The 23,903-nt window shown below is 38.9% G+C and carries 22 protein-coding genes; 19 read left to right on the plus strand and 3 right to left on the minus strand.

The window, feature by feature from the left end:
* Window positions 1-15: 15 nt before the first annotated feature.
* The 13 genes from IQ10_RS09780 to IQ10_RS09845 all read left to right on the plus strand — a co-directional run bounded on the left by IQ10_RS09780 (window position 16) and on the right by IQ10_RS09845 (window position 13,718).
* Window positions 16-975 (plus strand): NAD(P)H-dependent flavin oxidoreductase, encoded by a 960-nt coding sequence (locus IQ10_RS09780; protein WP_242009806.1) that lies wholly within the window; start codon window positions 16-18, stop codon window positions 973-975.
* A gap of 46 nt (window positions 976-1,021) precedes the next feature.
* Window positions 1,022-1,873: a 3-hydroxybutyryl-CoA dehydrogenase gene (locus IQ10_RS09785; protein ID WP_144450309.1), complete on the plus strand. Its 852-nt coding sequence runs from the start codon at window positions 1,022-1,024 to the stop codon at window positions 1,871-1,873.
* A gap of 107 nt (window positions 1,874-1,980) precedes the next feature.
* A complete protein-coding gene (locus tag IQ10_RS09790; protein WP_144450310.1) occupies window positions 1,981-2,277 on the plus strand; it encodes a thiamine-binding protein in 297 nt (98 codons plus the stop codon).
* Between the two features lie 356 nt (window positions 2,278-2,633).
* Window positions 2,634-3,281, plus strand: coding sequence for a flavin reductase family protein (locus IQ10_RS09800; protein WP_144450311.1), 648 nt, complete (start codon window positions 2,634-2,636; stop codon window positions 3,279-3,281).
* An 88-nt stretch (window positions 3,282-3,369) separates the two neighbouring features.
* Window positions 3,370-4,605 (plus strand): MFS transporter, encoded by a 1,236-nt coding sequence (locus IQ10_RS09805; protein WP_144450312.1) that lies wholly within the window; start codon window positions 3,370-3,372, stop codon window positions 4,603-4,605.
* A gap of 161 nt (window positions 4,606-4,766) precedes the next feature.
* Window positions 4,767-5,324: a glycerol-3-phosphate responsive antiterminator gene (locus IQ10_RS09810; RefSeq protein ID WP_144450313.1), complete on the plus strand. Its 558-nt coding sequence runs from the start codon at window positions 4,767-4,769 to the stop codon at window positions 5,322-5,324.
* Between the two features lie 217 nt (window positions 5,325-5,541).
* Window positions 5,542-6,366: an MIP/aquaporin family protein gene (locus tag IQ10_RS09815; protein ID WP_144450314.1), complete on the plus strand. Its 825-nt coding sequence runs from the start codon at window positions 5,542-5,544 to the stop codon at window positions 6,364-6,366.
* 37 nt (window positions 6,367-6,403) lie between these two features.
* A complete protein-coding gene (gene glpK, locus IQ10_RS09820; RefSeq protein ID WP_144450315.1) occupies window positions 6,404-7,897 on the plus strand; it encodes a glycerol kinase GlpK in 1,494 nt (497 codons plus the stop codon).
* A 249-nt stretch (window positions 7,898-8,146) separates the two neighbouring features.
* Window positions 8,147-9,826 carry a glycerol-3-phosphate dehydrogenase/oxidase gene (locus tag IQ10_RS09825; RefSeq protein ID WP_144450316.1) on the plus strand — a complete coding sequence of 560 codons (1,680 nt, stop codon included), beginning with the start codon at window positions 8,147-8,149 and terminating at the stop codon, window positions 9,824-9,826.
* A 179-nt stretch (window positions 9,827-10,005) separates the two neighbouring features.
* Window positions 10,006-11,274 carry an MFS transporter gene (locus tag IQ10_RS09830; RefSeq protein WP_144450317.1) on the plus strand — a complete coding sequence of 423 codons (1,269 nt, stop codon included), beginning with the start codon at window positions 10,006-10,008 and terminating at the stop codon, window positions 11,272-11,274.
* 90 nt (window positions 11,275-11,364) lie between these two features.
* Entirely contained in the window at window positions 11,365-11,871 is a 507-nt protein-coding gene (locus IQ10_RS09835) for a ferritin (protein WP_144450318.1), read from the plus strand.
* A 188-nt stretch (window positions 11,872-12,059) separates the two neighbouring features.
* A complete protein-coding gene (locus tag IQ10_RS09840; RefSeq protein ID WP_242009814.1) occupies window positions 12,060-12,230 on the plus strand; it encodes an RsiV family protein in 171 nt (56 codons plus the stop codon).
* Between the two features lie 78 nt (window positions 12,231-12,308).
* Window positions 12,309-13,718: an NAD-dependent succinate-semialdehyde dehydrogenase gene (locus tag IQ10_RS09845; protein ID WP_144450319.1), complete on the plus strand. Its 1,410-nt coding sequence runs from the start codon at window positions 12,309-12,311 to the stop codon at window positions 13,716-13,718.
* A gap of 328 nt (window positions 13,719-14,046) precedes the next feature.
* Here the strand turns inward: IQ10_RS09845 and IQ10_RS09850 are convergent, their stop codons facing one another.
* Complete coding sequence (locus tag IQ10_RS09850) at window positions 14,047-14,487, minus strand: Dps family protein (RefSeq protein WP_144450320.1); 441 nt, start codon at window positions 14,485-14,487, stop codon at window positions 14,047-14,049.
* 71 nt (window positions 14,488-14,558) lie between these two features.
* Window positions 14,559-15,233 (minus strand): B3/B4 domain-containing protein, encoded by a 675-nt coding sequence (locus IQ10_RS09855; protein ID WP_367613670.1) that lies wholly within the window; start codon window positions 15,231-15,233, stop codon window positions 14,559-14,561.
* Window positions 15,234-15,310: 77 nt separating this feature from the next.
* On the opposite strand from IQ10_RS09855, the gene queG reads away from it, so the two are divergent.
* The 5 genes from queG to IQ10_RS09880 all read left to right on the plus strand — a co-directional run bounded on the left by queG (window position 15,311) and on the right by IQ10_RS09880 (window position 19,605).
* Window positions 15,311-16,450 carry a tRNA epoxyqueuosine(34) reductase QueG gene (gene queG / locus IQ10_RS09860; RefSeq protein WP_144450321.1) on the plus strand — a complete coding sequence of 380 codons (1,140 nt, stop codon included), beginning with the start codon at window positions 15,311-15,313 and terminating at the stop codon, window positions 16,448-16,450.
* 70 nt (window positions 16,451-16,520) lie between these two features.
* Window positions 16,521-17,051 carry a methylated-DNA--[protein]-cysteine S-methyltransferase gene (locus tag IQ10_RS09865; protein ID WP_144450322.1) on the plus strand — a complete coding sequence of 177 codons (531 nt, stop codon included), beginning with the start codon at window positions 16,521-16,523 and terminating at the stop codon, window positions 17,049-17,051.
* Window positions 17,052-17,217: 166 nt separating this feature from the next.
* Complete coding sequence (locus IQ10_RS09870; RefSeq protein WP_144450323.1) at window positions 17,218-18,108, plus strand: amidase domain-containing protein; 891 nt, start codon at window positions 17,218-17,220, stop codon at window positions 18,106-18,108.
* Between the two features lie 122 nt (window positions 18,109-18,230).
* Window positions 18,231-18,704 carry a tRNA (uridine(34)/cytosine(34)/5-carboxymethylaminomethyluridine(34)-2'-O)-methyltransferase TrmL gene (trmL, locus tag IQ10_RS09875; protein ID WP_144450324.1) on the plus strand — a complete coding sequence of 158 codons (474 nt, stop codon included), beginning with the start codon at window positions 18,231-18,233 and terminating at the stop codon, window positions 18,702-18,704.
* Window positions 18,705-19,047: 343 nt separating this feature from the next.
* Window positions 19,048-19,605, plus strand: coding sequence for a DUF5366 family protein (locus IQ10_RS09880; RefSeq protein WP_144450325.1), 558 nt, complete (start codon window positions 19,048-19,050; stop codon window positions 19,603-19,605).
* A gap of 314 nt (window positions 19,606-19,919) precedes the next feature.
* Here the strand turns inward: IQ10_RS09880 and IQ10_RS09885 are convergent, their stop codons facing one another.
* Window positions 19,920-21,776, minus strand: a complete 1,857-nt coding sequence (locus IQ10_RS09885) for a transglycosylase domain-containing protein (protein WP_144450326.1) — start codon at window positions 21,774-21,776, stop codon at window positions 19,920-19,922.
* Between the two features lie 180 nt (window positions 21,777-21,956).
* Between IQ10_RS09885 and IQ10_RS09890 the strand changes: the two genes are divergently transcribed.
* Window positions 21,957-23,852: a PrkA family serine protein kinase gene (locus tag IQ10_RS09890; protein WP_144450327.1), complete on the plus strand. Its 1,896-nt coding sequence runs from the start codon at window positions 21,957-21,959 to the stop codon at window positions 23,850-23,852.
* The last annotated feature ends 51 nt before the right edge of the window (window positions 23,853-23,903 follow it).

The raw sequence follows: 23,903 nt of genomic DNA on the forward strand, positions 1-23,903 counted from the left end.
GAGAGGATGAAAGAAATGAAACAACATTTAGCTGAACCAGTATTAGCAGAAATGACTTTACCTGTTATTGCAGCACCTATGTTCCTTGTTTCAAGCCCGCAACTTGTTATCGAAGCTTGTAAAGGAGGAATTATTGGTTCATTTCCACTATTAAATGCACGAACGAACGAGGTTTTAATAGAGTGGATCGAACAAATCAAACAAGAGCTTGCTGTTGCCAAAGAGAAAGATCCAGAAAGAAAAATTGCGCCATGGGCTGTGAATTTCATCTCTCACCGCACGAATAAACGATATGATGTGGATTTGGAATTAATTAAACAATATCAGCCTCCGATTGTGATTACTTCTTTAGGTCATCCAGGGAACGTTGTTGATATTGTACATAAATACGGAGGCTTGGTGTTTTCTGATGTGAGTAATCTTAAGCATGCTAAAAAAGCAGCACAAACAGGTGTTGATGGATTGATCCTTGTTTGTGGTGGGGCAGGAGGACACGCAGGGACGATTAATCCTCTTGCATTTATGGGAGCGGTTAAGCAATTTTGGGACGGGATTACGATTCTATCTGGATGCATTTCTAACGGTAAGGATATTTTGGCGGCGAAAGCACTAGGGGCAGATTTTGCCTATATGGGAACAAGGTTTATCGCAACTTCAGAAAGCTTAGCAGCAGATGAATATAAGAAAATGTTAATTGATTCAACGCTCGATGACCTCATTTATACCGATGCTATAAGTGGGGTAAATGCTAATTATTTAATTCCTAGTTTAGAGAACAGAGGAATTGACCCAACAAAATTAGAGAAAAAAGCAGAGGTTGATTTATCTCATATGTCTGATGCAAAAGCTTGGAAGCACCTGTGGTCTGCAGGCCAAGGAGTAACAACAATTGAAGAAATAACTCCAATTGCTGATGTGATTGCTGATTTAAAACAAGAATATGAGGATGCACTATCCAATATCTGTTCTAAGTAACAGGAACAGATAAGAAAATTCGATTTAAAGAAAAAGGAGTAGAGTCATGACTGTTAATACAATTGGGGTCATTGGTGCAGGAACGATGGGAAATGGTATTGCACAAGTGGCTGCCCAGGCTGGGTGTAACGTGATATTAAGTGATGTGAATGAGGAATTAGTACAAAAAGGATTGCGAATGATTGAAAAAAATGTAGATAGAATCGTCAAAAAAGGGAAGATCGAAGCGGCTGAAAAGGAAGAGATATTGAATCGAATAAAGCCTATTGTAGGTTTAAATGAATTGATAGATGCAGAAATCATTATTGAAGCGATTGTGGAAAAAATGAATATTAAAAAGAGCTTGTTTAAAGAGCTTGATACGATTTGTCCACCTGAAACGATTTTTGCTACGAATACATCTGGTTTGAGTATTACAGAACTGGCTTCAGCTACAGAACGACCTACGAAAGTGATTGGGATGCACTTTTTCAACCCTGTACCAGTCATGAAGTTAGTCGAAGTGATTAAAGGAGCGGATACATCTGAGGAAACGTACGAAAGAGTACAACAGCTAACGGCATTGTTAGGCAAGGATGGCATTTCGATTAATGATGCACCATTATTTGTCGTCAATCGTATTCTCGTTCCAATGATCAATGAAGCGGTTTTTGTTTTAGCAGAAGGGACGGCGAGTGCAGAGGATATCGATAAAGGAATGGTACTAGGTGCTAATCATCCAATCGGTCCCCTTGCGCTAGCTGATCTTGTCGGTTTAGATACGCTACTCTTTGTCCAAGAAACATTATATGAAGAAACATCAGATTCGAAATACCGACCATGTCCCTTACTTAAAAAATTAGTGAGAGCAGGTCATTTAGGAAGGAAAACAGGAAGGGGATTTTATGAATATAAATGAAAATATTTTAACAGAACCTTGTCAAAATGAGGTTCTGTTTTCTCAATGTTTAAAATTCTCTATAAAGGATATCGTAACTATAAAATAAGAAAGGGTGGATGCGTACAATGGCTACTGTAACAGCAGGCTTTCAAGTATTGCCGAATGGGAAAGATGTAAATACAGACGGTGTGATTCCGAAAATTATTGAAGTCGTGAAAGATTCAGGGTTAAAGTACGATGTTGGTCCAATGGAGACAGTTATTGAAGGGACAATGGATGAGGTCTTTAGCTTGATCAAACAAGCACAACAAGTAGGAATTGATGAGGGTGCATCAGAAGTGCTAACAAATATTAAAATCCATTACAAACCAAATGGTGTTTCCATTAAGGAGAAATTAACGCATAGAAGTGTTGAGGTCTAAGACAAGAACCTTCCACGAAAAAAGACGTTTCTTGAATAAGGAAGCGTCTTTTTAGATCATTAATTTTGTTTTTTTATTAAATACTTTATTTTCAGAAAATCAATCGATATACTTATTGTAGAATATTTACAGTAACGGTTAACAGATATATAAGGAAAAGAGTGAAGAAATATGAAGGCAATCGTATGATATGAAGTAGGAGAACGCTTTCCATTAGAAGCTGTGTCGGAAGCTCATGAATATGTGGAAAGTAGACAAAGCACGGGTAAAGCTTTATGGATACCTGGCAAGAGATGAGACGAGTATAAGAGGAGAAAAAAGTAGTAAAATGTAGTATAGAAGAAAGGGTGGTTGATATGAAGATTAATCCAGATGACTTAACAGTAAAAGAAAGCTATAAGCTATTGCAGGGAAGTGTTGTGCCACGCCCTATTGCTTGGGTATCAACAATTTCGGGAGATGGGAAGAATAATTTAGCACCATTTAGCTTTTTTACGGTTGGATCGAGACAACCGCCGATGCTTGTGATTTCAATTGGTCCAGGCGTGGGAGAACGAGAAGGAACGATTAAAGATACGTTAACAAATATCCGTGATCAAAAAGAGTTTGTTGTAAATATTGTGTCTGCTCCTCTTGGCAATGAAATGCATCGTAGTGGTGAGAATCTTGCAAGTGATGTGGATGAGTTTGAGTACACAGGGCTTACTGCAGCGGAAAGTGTCGTTGTGAAAGTACCACGGGTGAAAGAATCACCAGTTAATATGGAGTGTAAGCTTCACGACATTATCCAGCTTGGAAGTGATCATCTTATTATTGGTCAGGTGGTACAATTTCATGTAAAGGATGAGCTTTATGACAATGGCAGAATTAATCTTGAGAAGCTTGCTCCATTAGGCAGATTAGCAGGAACTTATACGCCTGTGGAAACGATTTTCACGCTTCCTCATGACAACCTAGAACAAGTCTTGACGACACCAGTGGATAAAAGTAAGACCGATAAATGATAATGGAAACTCAATTTAAACAAGTGGAAAAGATAAGCTGCAATACTGATTATCAAGTATCTAGACAAGAGAATAGAGTCAGGATGTCATGAGGGGAGAGTCGTTACAGCTAAATCGTGTGCAGGTAGATGCCTATCTTGCTTGGAAAATGCTTGGGTGGTTACTCCTTGCCCAAATTATGGTTGCTTTAGTTGGGAGAAGTTTAGCACCACTTGCGCCTCTTATGGCCGAGGATTTACAGCTAACTAATGCACAAGTGGGGCTTTTTCCTTCCTTTCTCTTCTTAGGACAAATGCTTGTTAGTATTCCATCAGGGTTACTTGTCGATCGAATTGGAACGCGTAGGCTCTTGTTGGTTGTCTGTTTTTTACTTGGTGCTTCTTATTTAGTGGCATCATTCCTTACTTCTTTTGTGTGGATACTAGTCTTTATTATGCTAGGTGGAATGGCGTATGGGACAATGCATCCTGTTACGAATCGAGGCATTCTTTACTGGTTTCCTGAAAGACGTCGAGGCACAGCAATGGGCATTAAGCAGATGGGGGTTACATTTGGGTCTGCATTAGCAGCTATTTTACTTCTACCACTCGCCCTTACCATCGGATGGAGAATAGCAATGGCTGTTGCCTGCCTATTATTAATTTTTGCTGGTATTCTTTCTTATTGGAGCTATAAAGAACGTCCGATCGAAGAAAAAGTAAAGAGTGTAGACAAGGGTCCATTAGTATCTCAAGTACTAAGTGTGATCAAACACCGTCCTTTATTGCTAATCAGTCTTGTTGCTTTTTTATTAAATGGAGCACAAATGACGTTAAATGTGTATTTAATATTTTTTGTTAGTAATGAGCTTCTTTATAGTTTAGCGATTGCAGGAATGATGCTTGTATTATCAGAGGTCGGGGGATCTGTTGGAAGGATTGTTTGGGGAACGATGAGTGACACATTGTTTAAAGGTAGTCGTTTTGCTGTCATGCTCTTGCTTACAATAATTGCATTTTCGGGTATGTTCACAATGTCCTTTTTACAAACGACAATTCCTTTATGGCTGCTAACAATGATTATTTTTATATTGGGGTTCGCCGTTTCAGGGTTCAATGGTTTATGGATGAATATCGCAACAGAGTTGACTCCACCAGATAAAGCTGGGCTAGCAAGCGGTGTGAGTCTCACGATTGGTTCAATGGGAGTTATCACCCTACCACCGCTGTTTGGGCTTATCGTCGATATGAGCGGAAGCTTTACGTTAGCATGGATGTTTATGTCCATTTTAATGATTGTCGCAATAGGTTTATTAATAGGACTGAGAAAACGAAGATCATTTTAAGAGAATAATAAATTCATTAAGGTATCCTTACTTAAGTCATTTAAGGATACTTTTTTGTTTCCTAAGAGCAAGGTGAAGAGGTAGTACAGTTTTTTATGTTTTGACATTACTTTTGTGACTTGTTTTAATTAAACGGAGTAAGTGCGAAGGAGTTGATCATAATGGTCACGCATGATTTTGACGGGCAACGCATTTTTCCAGCAGCGAGGTCGGTAAAGGAATTTGAGAAATTAGTCAAAAGTGATTTTGAAGTGATTATTTTGTTAAATAGTCATATTGGACAATTGAAGAGCTTGATTCAACTGGCAAAAAGCGCGAATAAAAAAGTATTTGTGCATGCGGATCTCATCCAAGGATTAAAGAATGATGAATATGCGGCGCAATTTCTTTGTCAGGACATTCGGCCTGCAGGGATTATTTCAACAAGAAAAAATGTTGTCTTAACAGCAAAGAAAAACAAAATTATTGCGATTCAACGTCTATTTTTGCTTGATTCTATTGCCCTCGAATCAAGTTATAAGTTACTTGAGACGACACAGCCTGATTATATTGAGGTGCTTCCTGGAGTCATGCCACACATTATTCAAGAAGTTTTCGAAAAAACAGGAATTCCAATTATCGCTGGTGGATTAATTCGTGAAAAAGAGGAAGTAAAAAGAGCCTTAGAAGCTGGTGCGGTAGGAGTCACGACATCTAGGCAAGATTTATGGGATGTGTAATAGTTTATTCGAAAGGTAAAATAAACTTAATTTTCTAAAAATTAAAACGTTGACAGCGTTTACATGATATGTTTTACTACTAGTAAGTTAATAATTTGTGACGGAGATTCGGAGACTAGCAGCTTACCTATCGTAATACTTGAGATAGGGAAGGTTTTTGCTGGTCTCTTTTTTTCTCTCTTTAATTTTTATTAATAACAATGAAGGAGGAAATTGCATGTTGCCATTTATGGGGGAGTTAATCGGTACAATGATTTTGATTGTGTTTGGTGGTGGGGTTGTCGCTGGTGCAGTCTTGAAAAAAACAAAATCAGAAAATGGTGGATGGATGGTGATTACAGCTGCATGGGGATTAGGGGTTGCAACAGCCATTTATGCTGTAGGACAATTTAGTGGTGCTCATCTTAATCCAGCCGTTACTGTCGGGCTTGCGCTTGTGGGGGAGTTTCCTTGGAGTGACGTACCTGGTTATATTGTAGCTCAAGTACTTGGTGCTTTCATTGGCGCAACTCTCGTATGGTTGCATTATTACCCTCATTGGAAGGAAACAGATGATCAAGGTGCGAAATTAGCTGTCTTTTCCACATCGCCAGCTATTCGTCATACTCCATCAAATTACTTTAGTGAAGTATTTGGAACATTTATACTTGTACTTGGAATTCTGGCAATTGGGGCAAATCAATTTACAGAAGGATTAAATCCACTAATTGTCGGCTTACTCATTGTGGTAATTGGCTTATCTTTAGGAGGAACAACTGGCTATGCAATTAATCCTGCTCGTGATTTAGGCCCACGTATTGCTCATTTTCTATGGCCAATAGCGAAAAAGGGGGATTCCGAATGGGGATATGCGTGGGTTCCGATTGTAGGTCCGATCATCGGTGGTGGCTTAGGAGCTTTAACACATGCAGCATTGTTTGAAGGAATCGTTTATTCAGCATTATGGGTGTTTATTGCAGCATTTTTTGTTGTGTTAATCATAAGCATCAGACTAGAGAAGAAAGCAAGCCTTATTGAAAAAAAGAAAACAGTAGTAGCTTAATTGATAACTAAAAATTTCGAATAGCGGAGGAATAGACATGGAGAAAAAATATATTCTAGCCTTGGATCAAGGAACAACTAGTTCAAGAGCGATTTTATTTGATAAAGATGGAAAGATTGTCGATGTAGAACAAAAGGAATTTAAACAAATTTTTCCTCATCCAGGCTGGGTTGAGCACAATGCAAATGAAATATGGGCTTCGATTCTTGCTGTTATGTCTGGAGTGATGCTGAAGGCAAATGTTAGTGAGAAAGAAATTGCAGGGATTGGCATTACAAATCAACGTGAAACTACAGTTGTATGGGATAAAAAAACGGGAACGCCGATTTACAATGCGATTGTGTGGCAATCTCGTCAAACAGCAGAAATTTGTGAGCAGTTGAAAAAAGATGGTTATGAGGAAGTTGTACGAGAGAAAACAGGCTTATTGATTGATGCTTATTTTTCAGGAACAAAGGTGAAGTGGATACTTGATAATGTGGAGGGAGCAAGAGAAAAAGCGGAACGTGGAGATTTGTTATTTGGAACGATTGATACGTGGCTCATTTGGAAGCTCTCTGGTGGGAAGGCGCATGTAACGGATTATTCGAATGCATCACGAACATTAATGTACAACATCCATGAATTAAAATGGGATGATGAATTACTTGATATGCTGACAGTTCCTAAATCGATGTTACCTGAGGTCAGACCTTCTTCGGAAATTTACGGTGAGACGATTGATTATCATTTCTTTGGGTCACGTGTTCCAATTGCAGGGGCAGCTGGTGATCAGCAGGCAGCCCTTTTTGGTCAGGCTTGTTTTGAAGAAGGAATGGCGAAAAACACGTACGGTACAGGTTGCTTTATGCTCATGAATACTGGAGAGAAAGCGGTTAAATCAGAGCACGGTTTATTAACAACATTAGCTTGGGGTGTTGACGGGCGTGTTGAATATGCACTTGAAGGAAGTATTTTCGTTGCTGGTTCAGCGATTCAGTGGCTGCGAGATGGACTGAGAATGTTAAAATCAGCAAAGGATTCAGAGGAATATGCAACACGGGTTGAGTCTACTGATGGTGTCTATGTTGTACCAGCCTTTGTTGGGCTTGGAACACCGTATTGGGATAGTGAGGTGCGAGGAGCGGTATTTGGTATCACACGTGGGACAGAGAAAGAGCACTTTATTCGAGCAACACTTGAGTCACTTGCTTACCAAACAAAGGATGTTTTGACAGCAATGGAAGCCGATTCAGGAATCTCTTTAAAAACGTTACGTGTTGACGGTGGGGTCGTAGCGAATAATTTTTTAATGCAATTCCAAAGCGATATGCTAGGTGTGCCAGTTGAACGCCCTACTATTCTAGAGACAACGGCTCTTGGTGCAGCTTACTTAGCGGGGTTAGCAGTTGGTTTCTGGGATAGTAAGGAAGAGATCGCAAAACAGTGGGTTGTGGATCATACATTTGATGTGAAAATGGATAAGCAGGAGCAAGAAAAACTTTATAATGGCTGGAAGAAGGCAGTGAATGCTACGATGGCATTTAAGTAATAAATCTTGCAATGTTCATAGAATGTGATATATACTCTTAGTAAGTTAATTATTGCGGTCGGAGATTAGGAGAAGACCACAACTCTCTATTTTTAGTGAAAACTGAGATAGAGCGGTTGTGGTCTTCTCTTTTTTTTCACAGGAGTTTATAGAGTAGTGAAAAATTGAAGTTTCAAGGATGTCTAACAACTAAGGCTTTGCCGTTAATAAATGGGTGATAAACCTTATCTAATACGAGGAGTGATTGTAATGGGAACTTTCTCTAGTCTAAAACGATTAGATTATTTAGAGGAAATGAGTAAGCAGGAACTAGATCTATTAGTCATAGGTGGAGGAATTACGGGTGCAGGAATTGCTCTTGATGCTGGAGTAAGAGGGATTCACACAGGTTTAATTGAGATGCAAGATTTTGCAGCGGGAACGTCGAGCAGATCAACAAAGCTCGTCCATGGTGGTTTGCGTTATTTAAAACAGTTTGAGGTAAAGCTTGTCGCTGAAGTTGGAAAAGAGCGAGCAATCGTGTATGAAAATGCACCCCATGTGACAACACCTGAATGGATGTTACTCCCAATGATCGAGGGAGGTACATTTGGAAAAATGGCTACTTCAATTGGTTTAAAAGTGTATGACTATTTAGCAGGTGTGAAAAGAACAGAACGTCGCAAAATGCTGAGTAAGCAGGAAACTCTGCAAAAAGAGCCACTCATTATGAAAAACGGTCTTAAAGGTGGAGGGGTTTATGTTGAATATCGCACGGATGATGCTCGTTTAACATTAGAAGTCATAAAAGAAGCCGTTGATCGTGGGGTAAAAGCCGTCAATTATGCGAAGGCTGAGGGCTTTATTTATCAAGATGGAAAGGCTGTTGCTGTTAAAGTGAAAGACATCCTCTCTGGTAAAACGTATGATATTTATGCAAAGAAAATCGTCAATGCAGCTGGCCCTTGGGTTGATACGCTCCGTGAGAAGGATGGTTCGAAAAAAGGAAAATACCTTCACCTAACAAAGGGTGTTCACTTAGTGATTGACGGGAACCGTTTCCCACTGAAGCAAGCTGTTTATTTTGATACTGCTAAGAAGGATGGTCGCATGGTATTTGCGATACCACGTGATGGGAAGACGTATGTGGGAACAACTGATACATTTTATAAAGATGAGATTGCTCATCCAAGAATGACAACAGAAGATCGTGATTACATTATTGATGCCATTAATTATATGTTCCCGAGCGTTCAAATGACAAAAAATGATATTGAATCTAGTTGGACGGGTTTAAGACCACTTATTCATGAGGAAGGAAAAAGTGCATCAGAAATTTCCCGTAAAGATGAAATTTTCGTCTCAGAGTCTGGGTTGATATCAATTGCTGGTGGAAAACTGACTGGCTACCGTAAAATGGCTGAAAGAATTATCGATCTCGTAGCGAAAGATTTAGGAAACGATCAGTCATGTACAACAGATCGCATCACTCTTTCTGGGGGAGATGTTGGTGGCTCTACTATGTTTGAACAGTTCATAATGAAAAAAGTTTCAGAGGGTAAGGCTCTTGGTATGTCAGAGAACGATGCTTGGAAAATGGTGAAATTGTATGGAACAAACGTAGATAAGGTTTTCGCCAACTACACGAACGGACAAGAAAAAGCTAAGGAAAACAATCTTTCACCACTTGTCTATGCCCAGCTTCATTATGGAATCGAGGAAGAGATGGTGACAACACCGATTGATTTCTTTAATCGTCGTACAGGGGCACTGTTTTTCAATATTGATTGGGTATTAGAATGGAAAGAGAGTGTTATCTCTTATATGAAAAAAGAATTTCAGTGGACGAATGAAGAGGCAAATCAACATAAGGATTACTTAGAGTCAGAGATGCATTATGCAAAGCATCCAGTTGATGAGCATCAAGAAGAAAATAAACAAATCATCTAAAATAGCAATATGAAAAAAAGGTTGACTAGTCAAAAATAGTCAGCCTTTTTCAATTGATATTCGGAAGTAGGATTGATTTTTTCTTTCTATTTGGAATGTTTTCTCCAAATATTGATAAGAGAAACGTATAATGAAATTGGTTGAGGTTAACAGAGTTTAAAAAGTAATGGGGTGAATAGATGAGTAGAAAAAAGCAAAATGCGTGGGTGATCTTAATTATCACTTTTGCAGCTTTAATGCTTGTTCAAGGAATTCGTCTTTCTTTTGGCGCTTTTTTAACACCTTGGGAAGATTCATTTCAATCAAGCCGTGCTGAAATTTCAGCCGTTGCTTTTGTTAGTTACTTAGTGTTTGGTATTATTCAGCCTTTTGTCGGACGACTCATTGATCGGATAGGGGCCAAAAAGGTTCTGATGATCAGTGTTCTCGTTGTTTCTGTTTCGATGATGCTTACATCAGTTGCAACTACACCATGGCAGTTGATGGTTATTTATGGAGTCATTGCATCAGTAGGATTTGGAGGAGCCTCCAATGTGTTAGGTACAGTTGTTGTGACAAAGTGGTTTACGGCAAGACGAGGATTAGCAATTGGGATTATGACCGCGGGTACGGCTTCAGGACAATTTTTTGTTGTGCCTCTCTCAATTTTCACGATTTATGCATTCGGATGGAATATGGCCATTATGCTGCTTGGACTTTTACTTCTTGTTGTCATTGCTCCAGTTATTTATTTCTTCTATGTCTCGCTTCCACAAGAGCGTGGGATTGATCCATATGGTGGACAGCACACGCAAGTAAATCTTAAGCAGGAAGAAAAAAAGAAAGTATCTCCATTTGCTGTAATAAGCCAATTATTACGAAGCAGATCGTTTTTATTTTTACTACTTCCTTTTTTTGTGTGTGGCTTTACAACAAGTGGTCTTATCGATACACATCTTGTTCCGTTTGCTCAGTATTGCGGCCTGTCAGCTGCTTTTGCAGGAACAGCTATTAGTGTTCTCGCTTTATTTAATTTTTCAGGAACGATTGTCTCTGGTTTTCTTTCAGATAAGTGGGATTGTCGATGGATGCTCGGGGGATTGTACGGGATTCGTGCATTAACGATTGTGTTACTCATTGTTATTATTTATGAACCGACGCTATTTGGGTTTGTGATTAGTAATTCATTTCTGCTTATGCTTTTTTCTGTTTCGTTTGGCATTGTTGATTTTTCAACAGTTGCCCCAACAATGAAACTCGCTTCACAGTATTTTGATCCATCGGCTTTAGGTTTTATTATTGGTTTATTTTTCTTTAGTCACCAAATTGGAGCAGCGCTCGGTTCCTATGTACCTGGTCTCATTTTTGATGCAACTGGTGGGTATGAGGGTACCTTCTATATGGCCATAATTTTGTGTGTCATTGCATCTTTAATGAGTTTTTTATTACCAAAAGTCAAGAATGCTTAAACATATAAACGAGAAATGTTTCATGCTTTTTAAAAAGGGAAATGATATTATAATATGGATATATGAAAGGGAAAATTAGGAGGTAATCTAATGTTAAATGAAAAGCTTTTAAAAGCATTAAATGATCAAATGAATTTTGAATTTTATGCGGCACATTCCTATTTAGCAATGGCAGCTTATTGTTCAGATGAGAGCCTAGATGGGTTTGCAAACTTTTTTCTTGTGCAAGCAGAGGAAGAACGTTTTCACGCGATGAAATTTTACAACTTTATTAATGCGCTTGGAGAAAGAGCAACAATTCAAGCATTACCTGCTCCAAACAATGAGTTCACTTCTGTCCTTGATACATTCGAAAAGGCATTAGCGCAAGAAAAAGTTGTAACGAAGCAAATTTATGATTTATCAGACTTAGCTTGGGACGGTCGTGAGCATGCGACAATTAACTTCTTGAAGTGGTTTATTGAGGAACAAGTGGAAGAAGAGGATATGTTTGATAGCATCATTCAAAAGCTTAAGCGAATTGATGATGACAGTAATGCCTTCTTTATGATGGATGATGAATTTTCAAAAAGAAGCTTTACCCCAGAAGAAAATTAAATGAATGAAAGAAAGCTTCCTACAATTAGGAGGCTTTTGTTGTATGTTACTACTTTCATTTATTTTTGAATGAAATGAAAGAGATAGACAGATCATGCGAAGTGACATCCCTCATATATACAAGTATAGAAATAGGAGGAGTTATATGAATAGGACACAATTACCAGCTGATATTGTCTCTCGTCATCTTGTTCCACCCAAATCAGTATTTCTATATTGCTGATAAAGCATTTGGTATCTACTTTCAACTGTATGAATTAGTACCCTATGCTTGGGGGTTCCCGTACTTTGTGATTTCTGTGTTTGAGGTGCAGGATATGGTCGTTGATGATGAAGCTTTTGGCAGGATGAGTTATTAAATCCTTGAGGCTTAATGTTTGGCAATTCGCACAAAGTGGTAAATAATAAGAAGTATCAAAAAATAAGGAGGCTACATAATGGAGATGTTGATCAATGGTAAATGGGTTGGCGAGGATCTTGATCAAAGAGACGTTGTAAACCCTGCGACTGGTGAGACTGTAGATGTGATTCCTGTTGGTGGTAAGAAAGAAGCGAAGGAAGCTGTGGATGCTGCTTATGCTGCATTTGAAGAGTGGTCAGCACGTACAGCGATTGAACGCAGTGAAATTTTGATGCGTTGGTATGAGTTAATTAAAGAGCATCAGGATGAAATTGCTGAATTAATGACGACAGAGCAAGGGAAGCCGTTGAAAGAAGCAAAGGGAGAAGTAGGATATGCGAATTCCTTTATTCAATGGTATGCAGAAGAAGGAAAACGTTTATATGGGGAGACGATTCCTGCGTCAGCACCAAATAAGAGACTTTTCGTTCAGCGTCAGCCTGTTGGAGTCATTGCCGCTGTTACCCCGTGGAATTTCCCAGCTGCGATGATTACACGTAAAGTCGCTCCAGCCCTTGCTGTTGGTTGTACAGCTGTTATTAAGCCGGCGAATCAAACACCGTTAACGGCATTACGTTTAGCTGAGCTTGCGGTAGAAGCAGGGGTACCTGATGGTGTTATCAATGTCGTAACGGGTAATTCGAGTGAAATTGTTGATGCTTGGCAAGAGGATGAGCGCGTAAGAAAGCTAACGTTTACTGGATCTACAGAGGTTGGGAAGCATTTAATGAAGGGTGCCGCTCAAACGATGAAAAAGATTTCATTAGAACTAGGCGGACACGCACCGCTTATTGTCATGGAAGATGCTGATTTAGACGTTGCTGTTACACAAGCAGTTGCTTCAAAATATCGCAATGCAGGACAAACATGCGTCTGCGCAAACCGTCTATATGTTGCTGAATCCATTAGTGAAGAGTTCACTGAACGATTTGCAAAAGCTGTTAGAGAGCTTAAGATCGGAAATGGGTTAGAAGATAATATTGACATTGGTCCATTAATTGATGAAGATGCAGCTGAGAAAGTGAATGAGCATATTAAAGATGCGACGAGCAAAGGCGGGTCGATTGCAGCAGGTGGGCAGCGTAGAGGTGGGTTGTTCTTTGAGCCAACAGTGATCAGTGGTGTAACAGATGACATGTTATGTATGCAGGAGGAAACATTTGGACCACTTGCTCCTATTGCAACATTTAAGACAGAAGAAGAAGCGATTAAGAGAGCAAATAACAGTCCATACGGTCTTGCTGCATATGTCTTTACAAGAGATATTGGCAAGGCAATTCGACTAAGTGAGAAGCTTGAATTTGGAATTGTTGGTATTAACGATGGTGTACCATCCGTTGCACAAGCACCATTTGGAGGATGGAAAGAAAGTGGTATTGGTCGAGAAGGCGGCCATTATGGAATGGATGAGTATGTTGAAGTGAAATATATTTCTGTTGCTTTTTAATAGAGAATTTTTGAATCCGAATATAGGATGACTAACATGTCCTATGTTCGGATTTTTCTTTGAGAAAATGATTAAAATTTCGATTGGAATTTACTTACTTAACTTATATGAAGGGGTGAAGAAAGGATTCAATAATCGCTCCTTCTTCATTCACAAGGCTTTTCAAACGGACGTGAAAATGACTCCGAGTGCAAGGGTGCATCATTCGCCTGAGTCATGTTGTTTTCAAGCCTATTAGTGACCGTATTGACGATTGCGAATATACTTGGATTAAAAGAAGAAAAAAGATGGCTCCGATATAAGGTCGGAATCCATCTTCTACAAGTACTTATTTCAAGAAAGAACGTAACATCCAGTTATGCTTCTCAAGGGATTGATGAATAGCTAAAAGCATATCAGCCGTTGTTTCATCTCCTAAAGAATCAGCTGCTTCCATTCCTTCTTTTAATTCATCAATTAATATATCAAAATCTTCGACGAGTTCAGAAACCATTGCTTCTGCATCTTGACTGCCTTGTGCTTCTTTTACAGAAGATGTTTCAAGGAATTCCTTCATTGTTGCTACAGGAGATCCTTTTAACGCAAGTAGACGTTCAGCTAACTCATCGATGTGAAGGGAAGCCTCATTATATAATTCCTCAAATTTAGCGTGTAATGTGAAAAATTGAGGTCCTTTTACATACCAATGGTAGTTATGTAGCTTAACAAATAGAATACTCCAGTTAGCAATTTGCTTATTTAAAATAGTTGATACTTTTTCTTGAGTCATATCGTTCCATCGCCCTCCTATAATGATCTTCATATTACTAATTCCCAATCTTGATCAATTATAAACCTAAATTATGAAGAAGGGAATATATTGCTATTGAAATCCCCACCGTGAACTTGTGTAAACATCTTGCCTACTGCTTTGACAAGTTGCTCTGCCTCTGTATAATCGATAGAAGGCCTGAGATAGAGGATATGAAGAGCTGAAGTTGTATCTAATGTCACTTTCGTTCGAATGGAATCAACAATCGGGCTTCCGAAAGCACCCTCGCTATCTGAGCTAATGAGTTTGCCACTCATATCATTCAAACGGCCATTGACGCCTTCGTATGATTCGTTTTCTTCACCGAGACGAAGGGTGACATCGCCTTTAATATTGGCGAGATCATAAATTCCTAAAGGAATCACATATTCAAGCGAAAAGAAGGTATTTAAGTCGACGGCAGAATGTACTAGGGGTAAGGAATCGCCTTTTTTCACTCTGCGATAAAGAGCTTCATGAGAGGGACGATATCTTCCTGGATCGATTTGTAGTGTCTTAAATGTTTTCCTCCATTCAGCGATACCTGCATAGTCTGTTAAAGCTTTTGATTCTAGCTCTACCTTTAATGTTTCTTGAAAAAATTGTAATCGACCTTTTAACATTTGAGGTGAGTCGCCAATCACGATATCATGGTATTGGATCACACCGATTTTAAACGTAGGAATAAGCTCAGTAATCCTGCTGTTTAGATGTACGTGGATCAAAGTTATAACCCCCTATCATTATTGTGACCTCATTTTAGCACAATTTGTGGAAAAGGAAGAAGAAAGGTGATGGGCCTATGACAAATGCCCAATTAAAAGAAGAACTCATTGCATATAGTAAGTCAATAGGAGTTGATAAGATTGGTTTTACATCTGCTGATCCATTCTTACAGCTTAAAGATCGGCTCCAAACCCAGCAGAAGCTTGGCTATCAATCTGGATTTGAAGAGTCGGATATAGAAAAAAGAACACAACCAAAGCGTCTTTTAGAAGGAGCACGGACGATCATTTCGATTGCTCTTGGCTATCCTTCTAAGATGAACAACCCTCCAAAAAGCACGAAAGAAGAGCGAAGAGGGGTTTTCTGTCGTGCTTCTTGGGGTAAAGATTATCACGATGTTTTAAGGGGACGTTTACAAAAAATTGAAACTTTTTTACAAAATCGAGTACCTGAAGCACGAACAATTTCTATGGTTGATACTGGTGAATTATCAGACCGAGCAGTAGCGGAGCGTGCTGGAATTGGGTGGAGTGGGAAAAACTGCGCAATCATTACGCCAGAGTTTGGTAGTTATGTGTACTTAGGTGAACTTGTTACAACTGTTTCACTAGAGCCAGATATTCCGTTAACAGAGCAATGTGGAACATGTACGCGCTGTATAGATGCCTGTCCAACGGGGGCTTTAGTTCAAGGAGGTCAGCTAGACTCACAGAAATGTATTGCTTACTTAACACAAACAAAAAACTTTCTTCCTGAGCAATACCGTAAAAAGCTCGGTAATCGTCTCTATGGCTGTGATACGTGTCAGCAAGTTTGTCCAGAGAATAAGGGGAAGGATTTTCATTTGCATGATGAAATGGAGCCTGATCCTGAAATTGCAAAGCCGAAGTTGTTACCTTTGCTGACAATGGGCAATCGTGAGTTTAAAGAAAAGTTTGGTCATGTATCTGGCTCGTGGCGTGGCAAAAAGCCGATTCAACGAAACGCCATTATTGCTCTTGCGCATTTTAAAGACCATCAAGCGTTACCCGTTTTGCATGAGCTAATGCAAAAGGATCCAAGACCAGTAATCAGAGGAACAGCAGCTTGGGCAATTGCGCAAATAGGAAGCATAGAAGAGAAAAATCGATTAGAACAAGCGAAAAACAAAGAAATTGATGAGGAAGTGCTTCTTGAGATAGAAAAAGGAATTAGTATCCTTGAAAACAAGAGTTAAGATCCAAGCAATCCACACAAAATTAAGGTAAAATAAGAAAAAGTTTGGACAATCGGAAGGAAGGGAAGACATGACAGAGCAACTGATACATTATGTCGATGAAATGGATAGTCCCCTTGGTAGACTTACGATCGTTGCAACAGACCATGGTGTGTGTCACATTCATTTTGGAGAACTTAAAACAAGTATAGCTACTTTGAATGCATGGTTGAAAAAGCATGGGCGAAAAGGTGAACTTACACACTGTATGGAAACCATACGTCCGATTCGTGAACAACTTGAGGACTATTTTTCAGGAAAGAGAGCAACATTTGATCTTCCGTTAGACTTATGTGGAACCATTTTTCAAAAGAAAGTCTGGAATGCATTAAAGAACATTGGATATGGTAAAACAAAATCGTATAAAGAAATTGCTCAAGAAATAGGTGCCCCAAAAGCGGTTCGAGCTGTTGGTGGGGCAAACAATAAGAATCCAATACCGATTATCATCCCATGTCATCGTGTCATTGGTAGTAATGGCAATATGGTTGGATATGGTGGAGGATTAGACAAGAAAGAAATCCTGCTTAGCTTAGAAGGAGTCATTCAAAAAATTTCATAACTCAAAAAGTCCTCGCATTGTGTGGGGGCTTTTTCTGTGTGAAGTTGGTTCGTTTCTAGTTGGAAGAATTTCACCTTAAGTTAAGAGCATAGGGCTCATGAGTATGTTCTTCTTACATTTTGGACAGTGTGTTGGCATAGGTTGTTGTAAGAAAGGGGCATGAGATATGAAAGAAAAGATTATAAGACAACTTCATGATCTCATCGAAGAAAGGAACAACCGACTTGTTCAATTAGCTGAGATGAGAACTGATCATATCGAGACAATTGAAGAGCGTAAAGTGAATATGCATAGCAAAAGAGGAGCGGAGATTGTCCGTTCATTTGTAGAAGGAGATATTATTCGTAGTTTACAAATAGGAACTCTCTTACTTGTTGATTATGTACAGCACGTTGAACAGTTAATTCGTATGAAAGATTCGGTCTATATGGAAGAGCAATTTGACTATCGTAGAGCTGTTTTTGAAAATGGGGAATTGGTGAACGACAAAACTGTCACTCCTTTTTGGGAAAAAAAGAGAAACATCGATCATCGATTGAAAAATCAGGAAAATGATGTATCTAATGATGAACGTTTTGTTTATAATCGCCGAAATGCAGTTCGCTATGCGGAGAGGTGGTGGAATGATTATAACCCTTCATATAACAAATTCAATGATAACTGTACAAATTTTATCTCGCAGTGTTTGCGGGCGGGAGATGCGCCGATGATTGGGCATCCTAACAGGACAAAGGGATGGTGGTACCAATCAAACAACTGGAGCTTCAGCTGGTCAGTCGCGCACGCATTTCGTTGGCATTTAAGCGGAGCGAAAACCGGGCTTAGAGGACAAGAGGTGCAAAGTGCAAAAGAGCTGGAAGTGGGAGATGTGATTTGCTATGATTTTAACGGTGATGGACGCTGGCAGCATACAACCCTCATCGTCGCAAAAGATCCAAACGGCGAACCGCTTGTAAATGCTCAAAGCACAAATAGTCGAATGCGCTACTGGACATATGAGGATTCAACTGCTTGGACACCCGATATTCAATATAAATTCTTTCATATAGTCGATTAATGAAGATCGATTGATTATAAAACAGGTTTTTAGCATTTCTTAACGCACGTGATGATGGTATAATGAGTGATGCTGTAGATGCAACATAAGCGTAACTTAAGTAGAAATAGAGGTGCATGCACGTGGGTTTACATATCGTGCTTTATCAACCAGAAATCCCAGCTAATACAGGAAATATCGCAAGAACATGTGCTGGAACAAATACGACTCTTCATTTAATTAGACCACTAGGGTTTTCAACTGATGATAAAATGTTGAAGCGAGCTGGATGTGACTATTGGCCAAGTGTTGATATCCGTTATTATGATTCTTTAGATGAGCTATTTGCTAAATATGATAAAGGACAGTTTTATTTCATCGAGACGGTCGGAACGAAGAATTATAGCGAATTTGATTATTCAAATGACCAGCTTGATCATTTCTTTGTGTTTGGCCGTGAAACGACAGGATTACCTGAGGAAGTCATTGCAGAGCACACGGAACGCTGTTTTAGAATTCCGCAAACAGATAAGATTCGTTCATTGAATCTATCTAACACAGCGGCGATTGTGATCTATGAAGCCATTCGTCAACAAGGTTTCCAAGGCTTAACTTAAACAATTGGTTTTATGAAAGAAAACGACAAAAAAATCGACCAGCCTTTGAAGAGGTTGGTCGATTTTCGCATCATATTAGTTCTTGTGTGGATTGTCTTCGTAACCAGCTGTAAAGATCGATACGAGAAAAACAACACAGATTCCAAGGATGAGTGCAAGACCCATTGCTATTCCTCCTTATGACACAATATGTCCTTATTATAAATCAAGTTGAATGAGAAATAAATGAAAAGAACGTGAATTTACTGACTAAGTTAACAAATCTTCCAAAAAGTAATGAAAGCTATTACAGTCAGTGTTAAATTTTGTTTTAGTGTTTGAACAAGATAGGAGCCATTTACCAATGTCAAATCGCTACATTACAAGTCATTTTCCACTCATCTCAATCGTATTGTTCAGTTTGTCTTTTGCCATTTTTACCCAGATTTATATTCTTGAGCAGCTAGTTGAATTAGGACTTTACAATGGAATGCGCGAGTTCTTTTCAGAAAATGGTATTAAATTGACGATGTTATTTTTGCTCATGTTTTTCTTTTTTATGATTTTTTCTGCTCTGAAGCTGATTGCTGATACGACGATTGAGCTATCTATGTTATTTTTTTCAAAGGATGAAGAGGGAAATGAACTAAATAAGGTCCATGCAGGTTCATGGATTTATCTGATTGCAAGTATTGTTGCTTTGTTGCTGTCACAGTATGTTTTGTTCATTGTTGCCATTTTTCTTTTAGCCAGTCTCGTTTATTTTATTTTTCTCGTTTATAAAATTAGTAATGTCTTAAGTGCCGGTGGTTTAATAGGACTGATTTTTTTTCACATGATCTTTTGGAGTGCACTTGTGCTTGCTGTTATTTATGCGTTAGTAAAGTTATACAACAGCTTTATGGCGAGCTTACCTTTATAAAAAGCTACTCCCATACCCACCATAGTAAATCATATACATATTGATTAGTGAAAATAGTAGTGTCATTCTTTTATCCACTAATACAGGATCTTATAAATCGAAATATGTAGGACCTAGTAGGGTTTTAAATAACAAGCAAATGAAAAGCTGAATCACCTCGTTTTTGGATGATTCAGCTTTTCTTTATGTCTAGCTACAGCGCCTAGCCGCTCGAGGTTGCTTCTGCCTGTCAAGGGTTGCCTAAAACCCGGCAACTCATGGACAGGCCTCCAGCACTTGTCGAGGCTGAACAAGGCGCTTTCGCTTTTCTTATTTTATTGCAAATTTCTCCAAATAAGAAGATGTGGTGTTTGAGAAGAGATACTAGAAAGAGGTGCAGGTGTATCTTTTCCAACCCATACTCCAGTTGTATACTTATCGGTTAAACCAACAAACCACAAGTCGTGCTCATTATTGGTGGTTCCTGTTTTTCCACCAGAATAAGCGGTGTTTACTTGAGCTCTTTGTCCTGTTCCACTTCGCAACACTTCTGATAAAAGCTGTCTCATCTTATCATTTGTTGCTGGACTCCATACATTTACCTCAACTTTTTCCCAACTATATAATAGGTTTCCTTCTTGGTCCGTCACTTGTCGAATACCATAAGAAGGCGTGTAGGAGCCATTATGCGCAAACGTTGTATAAGCTCTTGTTAACTCTAGTGGAGACATCCCGTATGCAAATCCACCTAAGGCAGCAGGAAGGTGATAATCCTCTGATCCTACCTTTGAAAAAGAGAATTTTTCTAAATATGAAAAAGCAGTTTCCACACCGACACGATCTAGAATCCGCACAGCAGGTGTATTATACGAATGCTTAAAGGCTGTTTCTAAATTGACTGTTCCATACTGACCACCCCCGTAGTTTTTTGGACAATAATCTCCTTTACATACATTATTTGCATTTATTGTACTTTGAATCGGTACTCCATACTCCTCAAAATAAGGGGCGTAAACAAGTAATGGCTTAATGGATGAGCCAGGTTGTCTAAATGTTTGATAACCGCGATGGAAATCGAATTTATTGTAATTTTTCCCTCCCGTAATAGCAACAATCTCTGATTTTTCGTGGTCGATCATGACGACAGAACTTTGGACATCAGCTTGTGGCAGCTGTTGTGCAATTGTTTTAATTGCTCGATTTTGTAGGTTAGGGTCTAGGGCTGTTTCAATTCGAATTCCTTGTGCAAGTAGTTCTTGAACGCGCGCTTGTAAATTTTGTTGGATTTCGTTTTTCCTCTCTTCGGTAGATGCTTGATTAAGCTTCGCATTGTATCCATCTGATACGGCAACTAACTCAGTTAATTCTTGATAAATATATGTTACATAATCTGGATATTTATCAGTGCGCTGACGAACGTTTAATACAATATCCTCAGCAAGAGCTTGTTCACACTGTTCCTTTGTAATAAAGGATGCCTCAAGCATTTTTTGGAGGATCCATTCTTGTCGTAACTTTGTACGATCACTATGATTGATTGGGTTATAATGGCTCGGATTGTTTGGAATGGCACTTAGAAAAGCAACTTCTGCGAGTGTTAACGCTGAACTTGTTTTATTGAAATAATAACTTGCGGCAGCTTCCATTCCATAGACACCATTATGAAAATAGATTGTATTGATATAGAGTTCAATAATTTTTTGTTTTGAATACTTTTTCTCAAGCTCATGCGCATAGAGGATTTCACTCATCTTGCGGTTATAGGACTGTTCATGAGAAAGAAATAAATTCCTGGCAAGCTGCTGGGTCATAGTACTTGCCCCCTCTTCAATTCCACCTTGTCTGGCGTTAGCTAAAATAGCACGAGCAATAGCAATAGAGTCATAGCCCTTATGTTCATAAAAACGTTGATCTTCTGTTGCAATAAAGGCTTCTATAATCACTTGTGGAATCTCTTCATACTCGAGATAAATACGGTTTTCAGCTTGATAGAGATCGGCAATTAAGGATCCGTTACGGTCATACATCGTACTATTTGACGGTAAGGAAATGTCCGTTAATTCAACTTTGTTGCTGAGGACGTCGGAAAGAGATTTTACGTCTTGAACTTCTGCGGTGACTTCCACTAACAGAAACGAAAAAAGAATAAGAAAACATAACGTTAATAACCAGCCAGTACTTAATTTAAGCATAGGATACACTCACTTCCTGTTCATTCGATTCCATTGTACCACCAAATTCTTTTTGTAGATGAGAAAAAATAAACTAGGTTGTCCGCTTTTTGAGAATTAGAATTGTGATGCATGTTCATATGTGCCTGAGCATAAAGTGTACTAATCTCGCTCTTGAACACGAGGATGGAGGTACGCGAAATGAGTATATTAAAAAAAATTGAGAGCTTCAGAGAAGAAGAGGAACGTTTGAAGTGGGAAGGGACTTTCGCCAATTATTTAGATCTAGTGAAAGAGAAGCCATGGATTGCACAGACAGCTCACTCCCGTGTTTACCATATGATCAAAGATGCTGGTGTTAAAGAAGAAAGTGGAAAAAAGGAATACGCCTTTTTTAGTGAACAGCTTTATGGTGTGGAAGAGTCGATCGAGAAGCTTGTCGAGGAATATTTCCACTCAGCAGCTAAACGTCTCGATGTCAGAAAGCGAATTTTACTATTGATGGGACCTGTTAGTGGAGGGAAATCAACACTTGTGACGATGCTGAAACGAGGACTTGAGCAATACTCAAAGACTGATAAAGGTGCTGTTTATGCGATTAAAGGCTGTCCGATGCATGAGGATCCACTGCATTTGATCCCAGCACATTTACGAAAAGATTTCTTTAATGAGTACGGAATTAAGATTGAAGGGAACCTGTCTCCGCTAAATATGATGAGGTTAGAACAAGAATATGGTGGGAGAATAGAAGATGTTTTAGTTGAACGTATTTTTTTCTCAGAAGATAAGCGGACAGGGATTGGTACGTTTAGTCCGTCTGATCCGAAGTCACAGGATATCGCTGATTTAACAGGAAGTATCGATTTCTCGACTATTGCTGAATATGGCTCTGAATCGGATCCACGTGCGTATCGGTTTGACGGTGAATTGAACAAAGCTAATCGTGGGATGATGGAATTTCAAGAGATGCTAAAATGTGATGAAAAATTCTTATGGCATTTGCTTTCTCTGACTCAGGAAGGAAACTTTAAAGCTGGACGATTTGCATTGATTAGTGCTGATGAGCTAATAGTCGCGCACACGAACGAATCCGAGTACCGGTCATTTATCTCTAATAAAAAGAATGAAGCTCTGCACTCGCGAATTATTGTGATGAAAATTCCTTATAATTTAAGGGTGAGTGAGGAAGAGAGAATCTATAAGAAAATGATTCAGGATAGTGATTTAGCAGATGTTCATATTGCACCCCATGCATTAAAAGTAGCAGCGATTTTTACGATTTTAACGAGGTTACAAGAGCCGAAAAAACAAGGAATCGATTTACTTAAAAAAATGCGTCTTTATGATGGCGAAAGTGTCGAAGGATTTAACTCCCAAGACTTAGAAGAATTGAAACAAGAGTATCCAGATGAAGGCATGAGTGGAATTGATCCACGTTATGTCATTAACCGCATCTCTTCAGCTATCGTGCGCAAGCAATTAACATCCATTAATGCACTCGATGTTCTTCGTTCAATTAAGGAAGGTTTAAATCAACATGCATCAATTACAAAAGAAGATCGTGAGCGTTATATGGACTTTATTTCGATTGCTCGTAAGGAATACGATACAATTGCCAAAAAAGAAGTACAGAAGGCTTTTGTTTACTCTTATGATGAATCAGCGAAAACACTGATGGATAATTATCTTGATAATGTTGAGGCGTATTGTAATAAAAATAAACTACGTGATCCTCTTACTGGAGAAGAAATGACTCCAGATGAGAAGCTTATGCGTTCAATTGAAGAACAAATCGGCATTTCAGAAAATGCAAAAAAAGCCTTCCGTGAAGAAATTTTAATCCGCATCTCGGCTTATGCAAGAAAAGGAAAGAAATTTGATTACAATTCACATGAACGCTTAAGAGAAGCGATTCAGAAGAAGCTCTTTGCTGATTTGAAAGACATTGTCAAAATTACAACATCGTCCAAGACTCCAGACGAATCTCAGCTTAAGAAAGTAAATGAAGTGATTGCAAGATTAATTGATGAACATGGTTATAACTCAGTATCTGCAAATGAGCTTCTTCGTTATGTAGGAAGTCTTCTAAACAGATAATTTAAAGTGACAGTCTCCTTTTTCCGTAGGGGACTGTTTTTTTCTTCATAT

The sequence above is a fragment of the Halalkalibacter nanhaiisediminis genome (genome assembly GCF_007830185.1).
GTDB lineage: Bacteria > Bacillota > Bacilli > Bacillales > Bacillaceae_D > Halalkalibacter > Halalkalibacter nanhaiisediminis.

Bases quoted from the DNA above. Each gene is read 5' to 3' on its own strand.
- IQ10_RS09805 (WP_144450312.1), top strand. From the start codon at position 3,370: ATGAGGGGAGAGTCGTTACAGCTAAATCGTGTGCAGGTAGATGCCTAT.
- IQ10_RS09850 (WP_144450320.1), bottom strand. From the start codon at position 14,487: ATGACTCAAGAAAAAGTATCAACTATTTTAAATAAGCAAATTGCTAAC.
- IQ10_RS09780 (WP_242009806.1), top strand. From the start codon at position 16: ATGAAACAACATTTAGCTGAACCAGTATTAGCAGAAATGACTTTACCT.
- IQ10_RS09885 (WP_144450326.1), bottom strand. From the start codon at position 21,776: ATGCTTAAATTAAGTACTGGCTGGTTATTAACGTTATGTTTTCTTATT.
- glpK (WP_144450315.1), top strand. From the start codon at position 6,404: ATGGAGAAAAAATATATTCTAGCCTTGGATCAAGGAACAACTAGTTCA.
- IQ10_RS09810 (WP_144450313.1), top strand. From the start codon at position 4,767: ATGGTCACGCATGATTTTGACGGGCAACGCATTTTTCCAGCAGCGAGG.
- queG (WP_144450321.1), top strand. From the start codon at position 15,311: ATGACAAATGCCCAATTAAAAGAAGAACTCATTGCATATAGTAAGTCA.
- IQ10_RS09825 (WP_144450316.1), top strand. From the start codon at position 8,147: ATGGGAACTTTCTCTAGTCTAAAACGATTAGATTATTTAGAGGAAATG.
- IQ10_RS09815 (WP_144450314.1), top strand. From the start codon at position 5,542: ATGTTGCCATTTATGGGGGAGTTAATCGGTACAATGATTTTGATTGTG.
- IQ10_RS09845 (WP_144450319.1), top strand. From the start codon at position 12,309: ATGGAGATGTTGATCAATGGTAAATGGGTTGGCGAGGATCTTGATCAA.
- IQ10_RS09790 (WP_144450310.1), top strand. From the start codon at position 1,981: ATGGCTACTGTAACAGCAGGCTTTCAAGTATTGCCGAATGGGAAAGAT.
- IQ10_RS09880 (WP_144450325.1), top strand. From the start codon at position 19,048: ATGTCAAATCGCTACATTACAAGTCATTTTCCACTCATCTCAATCGTA.
- IQ10_RS09890 (WP_144450327.1), top strand. From the start codon at position 21,957: ATGAGTATATTAAAAAAAATTGAGAGCTTCAGAGAAGAAGAGGAACGT.
- IQ10_RS09830 (WP_144450317.1), top strand. From the start codon at position 10,006: ATGAGTAGAAAAAAGCAAAATGCGTGGGTGATCTTAATTATCACTTTT.
- IQ10_RS09865 (WP_144450322.1), top strand. From the start codon at position 16,521: ATGACAGAGCAACTGATACATTATGTCGATGAAATGGATAGTCCCCTT.
- IQ10_RS09785 (WP_144450309.1), top strand. From the start codon at position 1,022: ATGACTGTTAATACAATTGGGGTCATTGGTGCAGGAACGATGGGAAAT.
- IQ10_RS09835 (WP_144450318.1), top strand. From the start codon at position 11,365: ATGTTAAATGAAAAGCTTTTAAAAGCATTAAATGATCAAATGAATTTT.
- IQ10_RS09800 (WP_144450311.1), top strand. From the start codon at position 2,634: ATGAAGATTAATCCAGATGACTTAACAGTAAAAGAAAGCTATAAGCTA.
- IQ10_RS09870 (WP_144450323.1), top strand. From the start codon at position 17,218: ATGAAAGAAAAGATTATAAGACAACTTCATGATCTCATCGAAGAAAGG.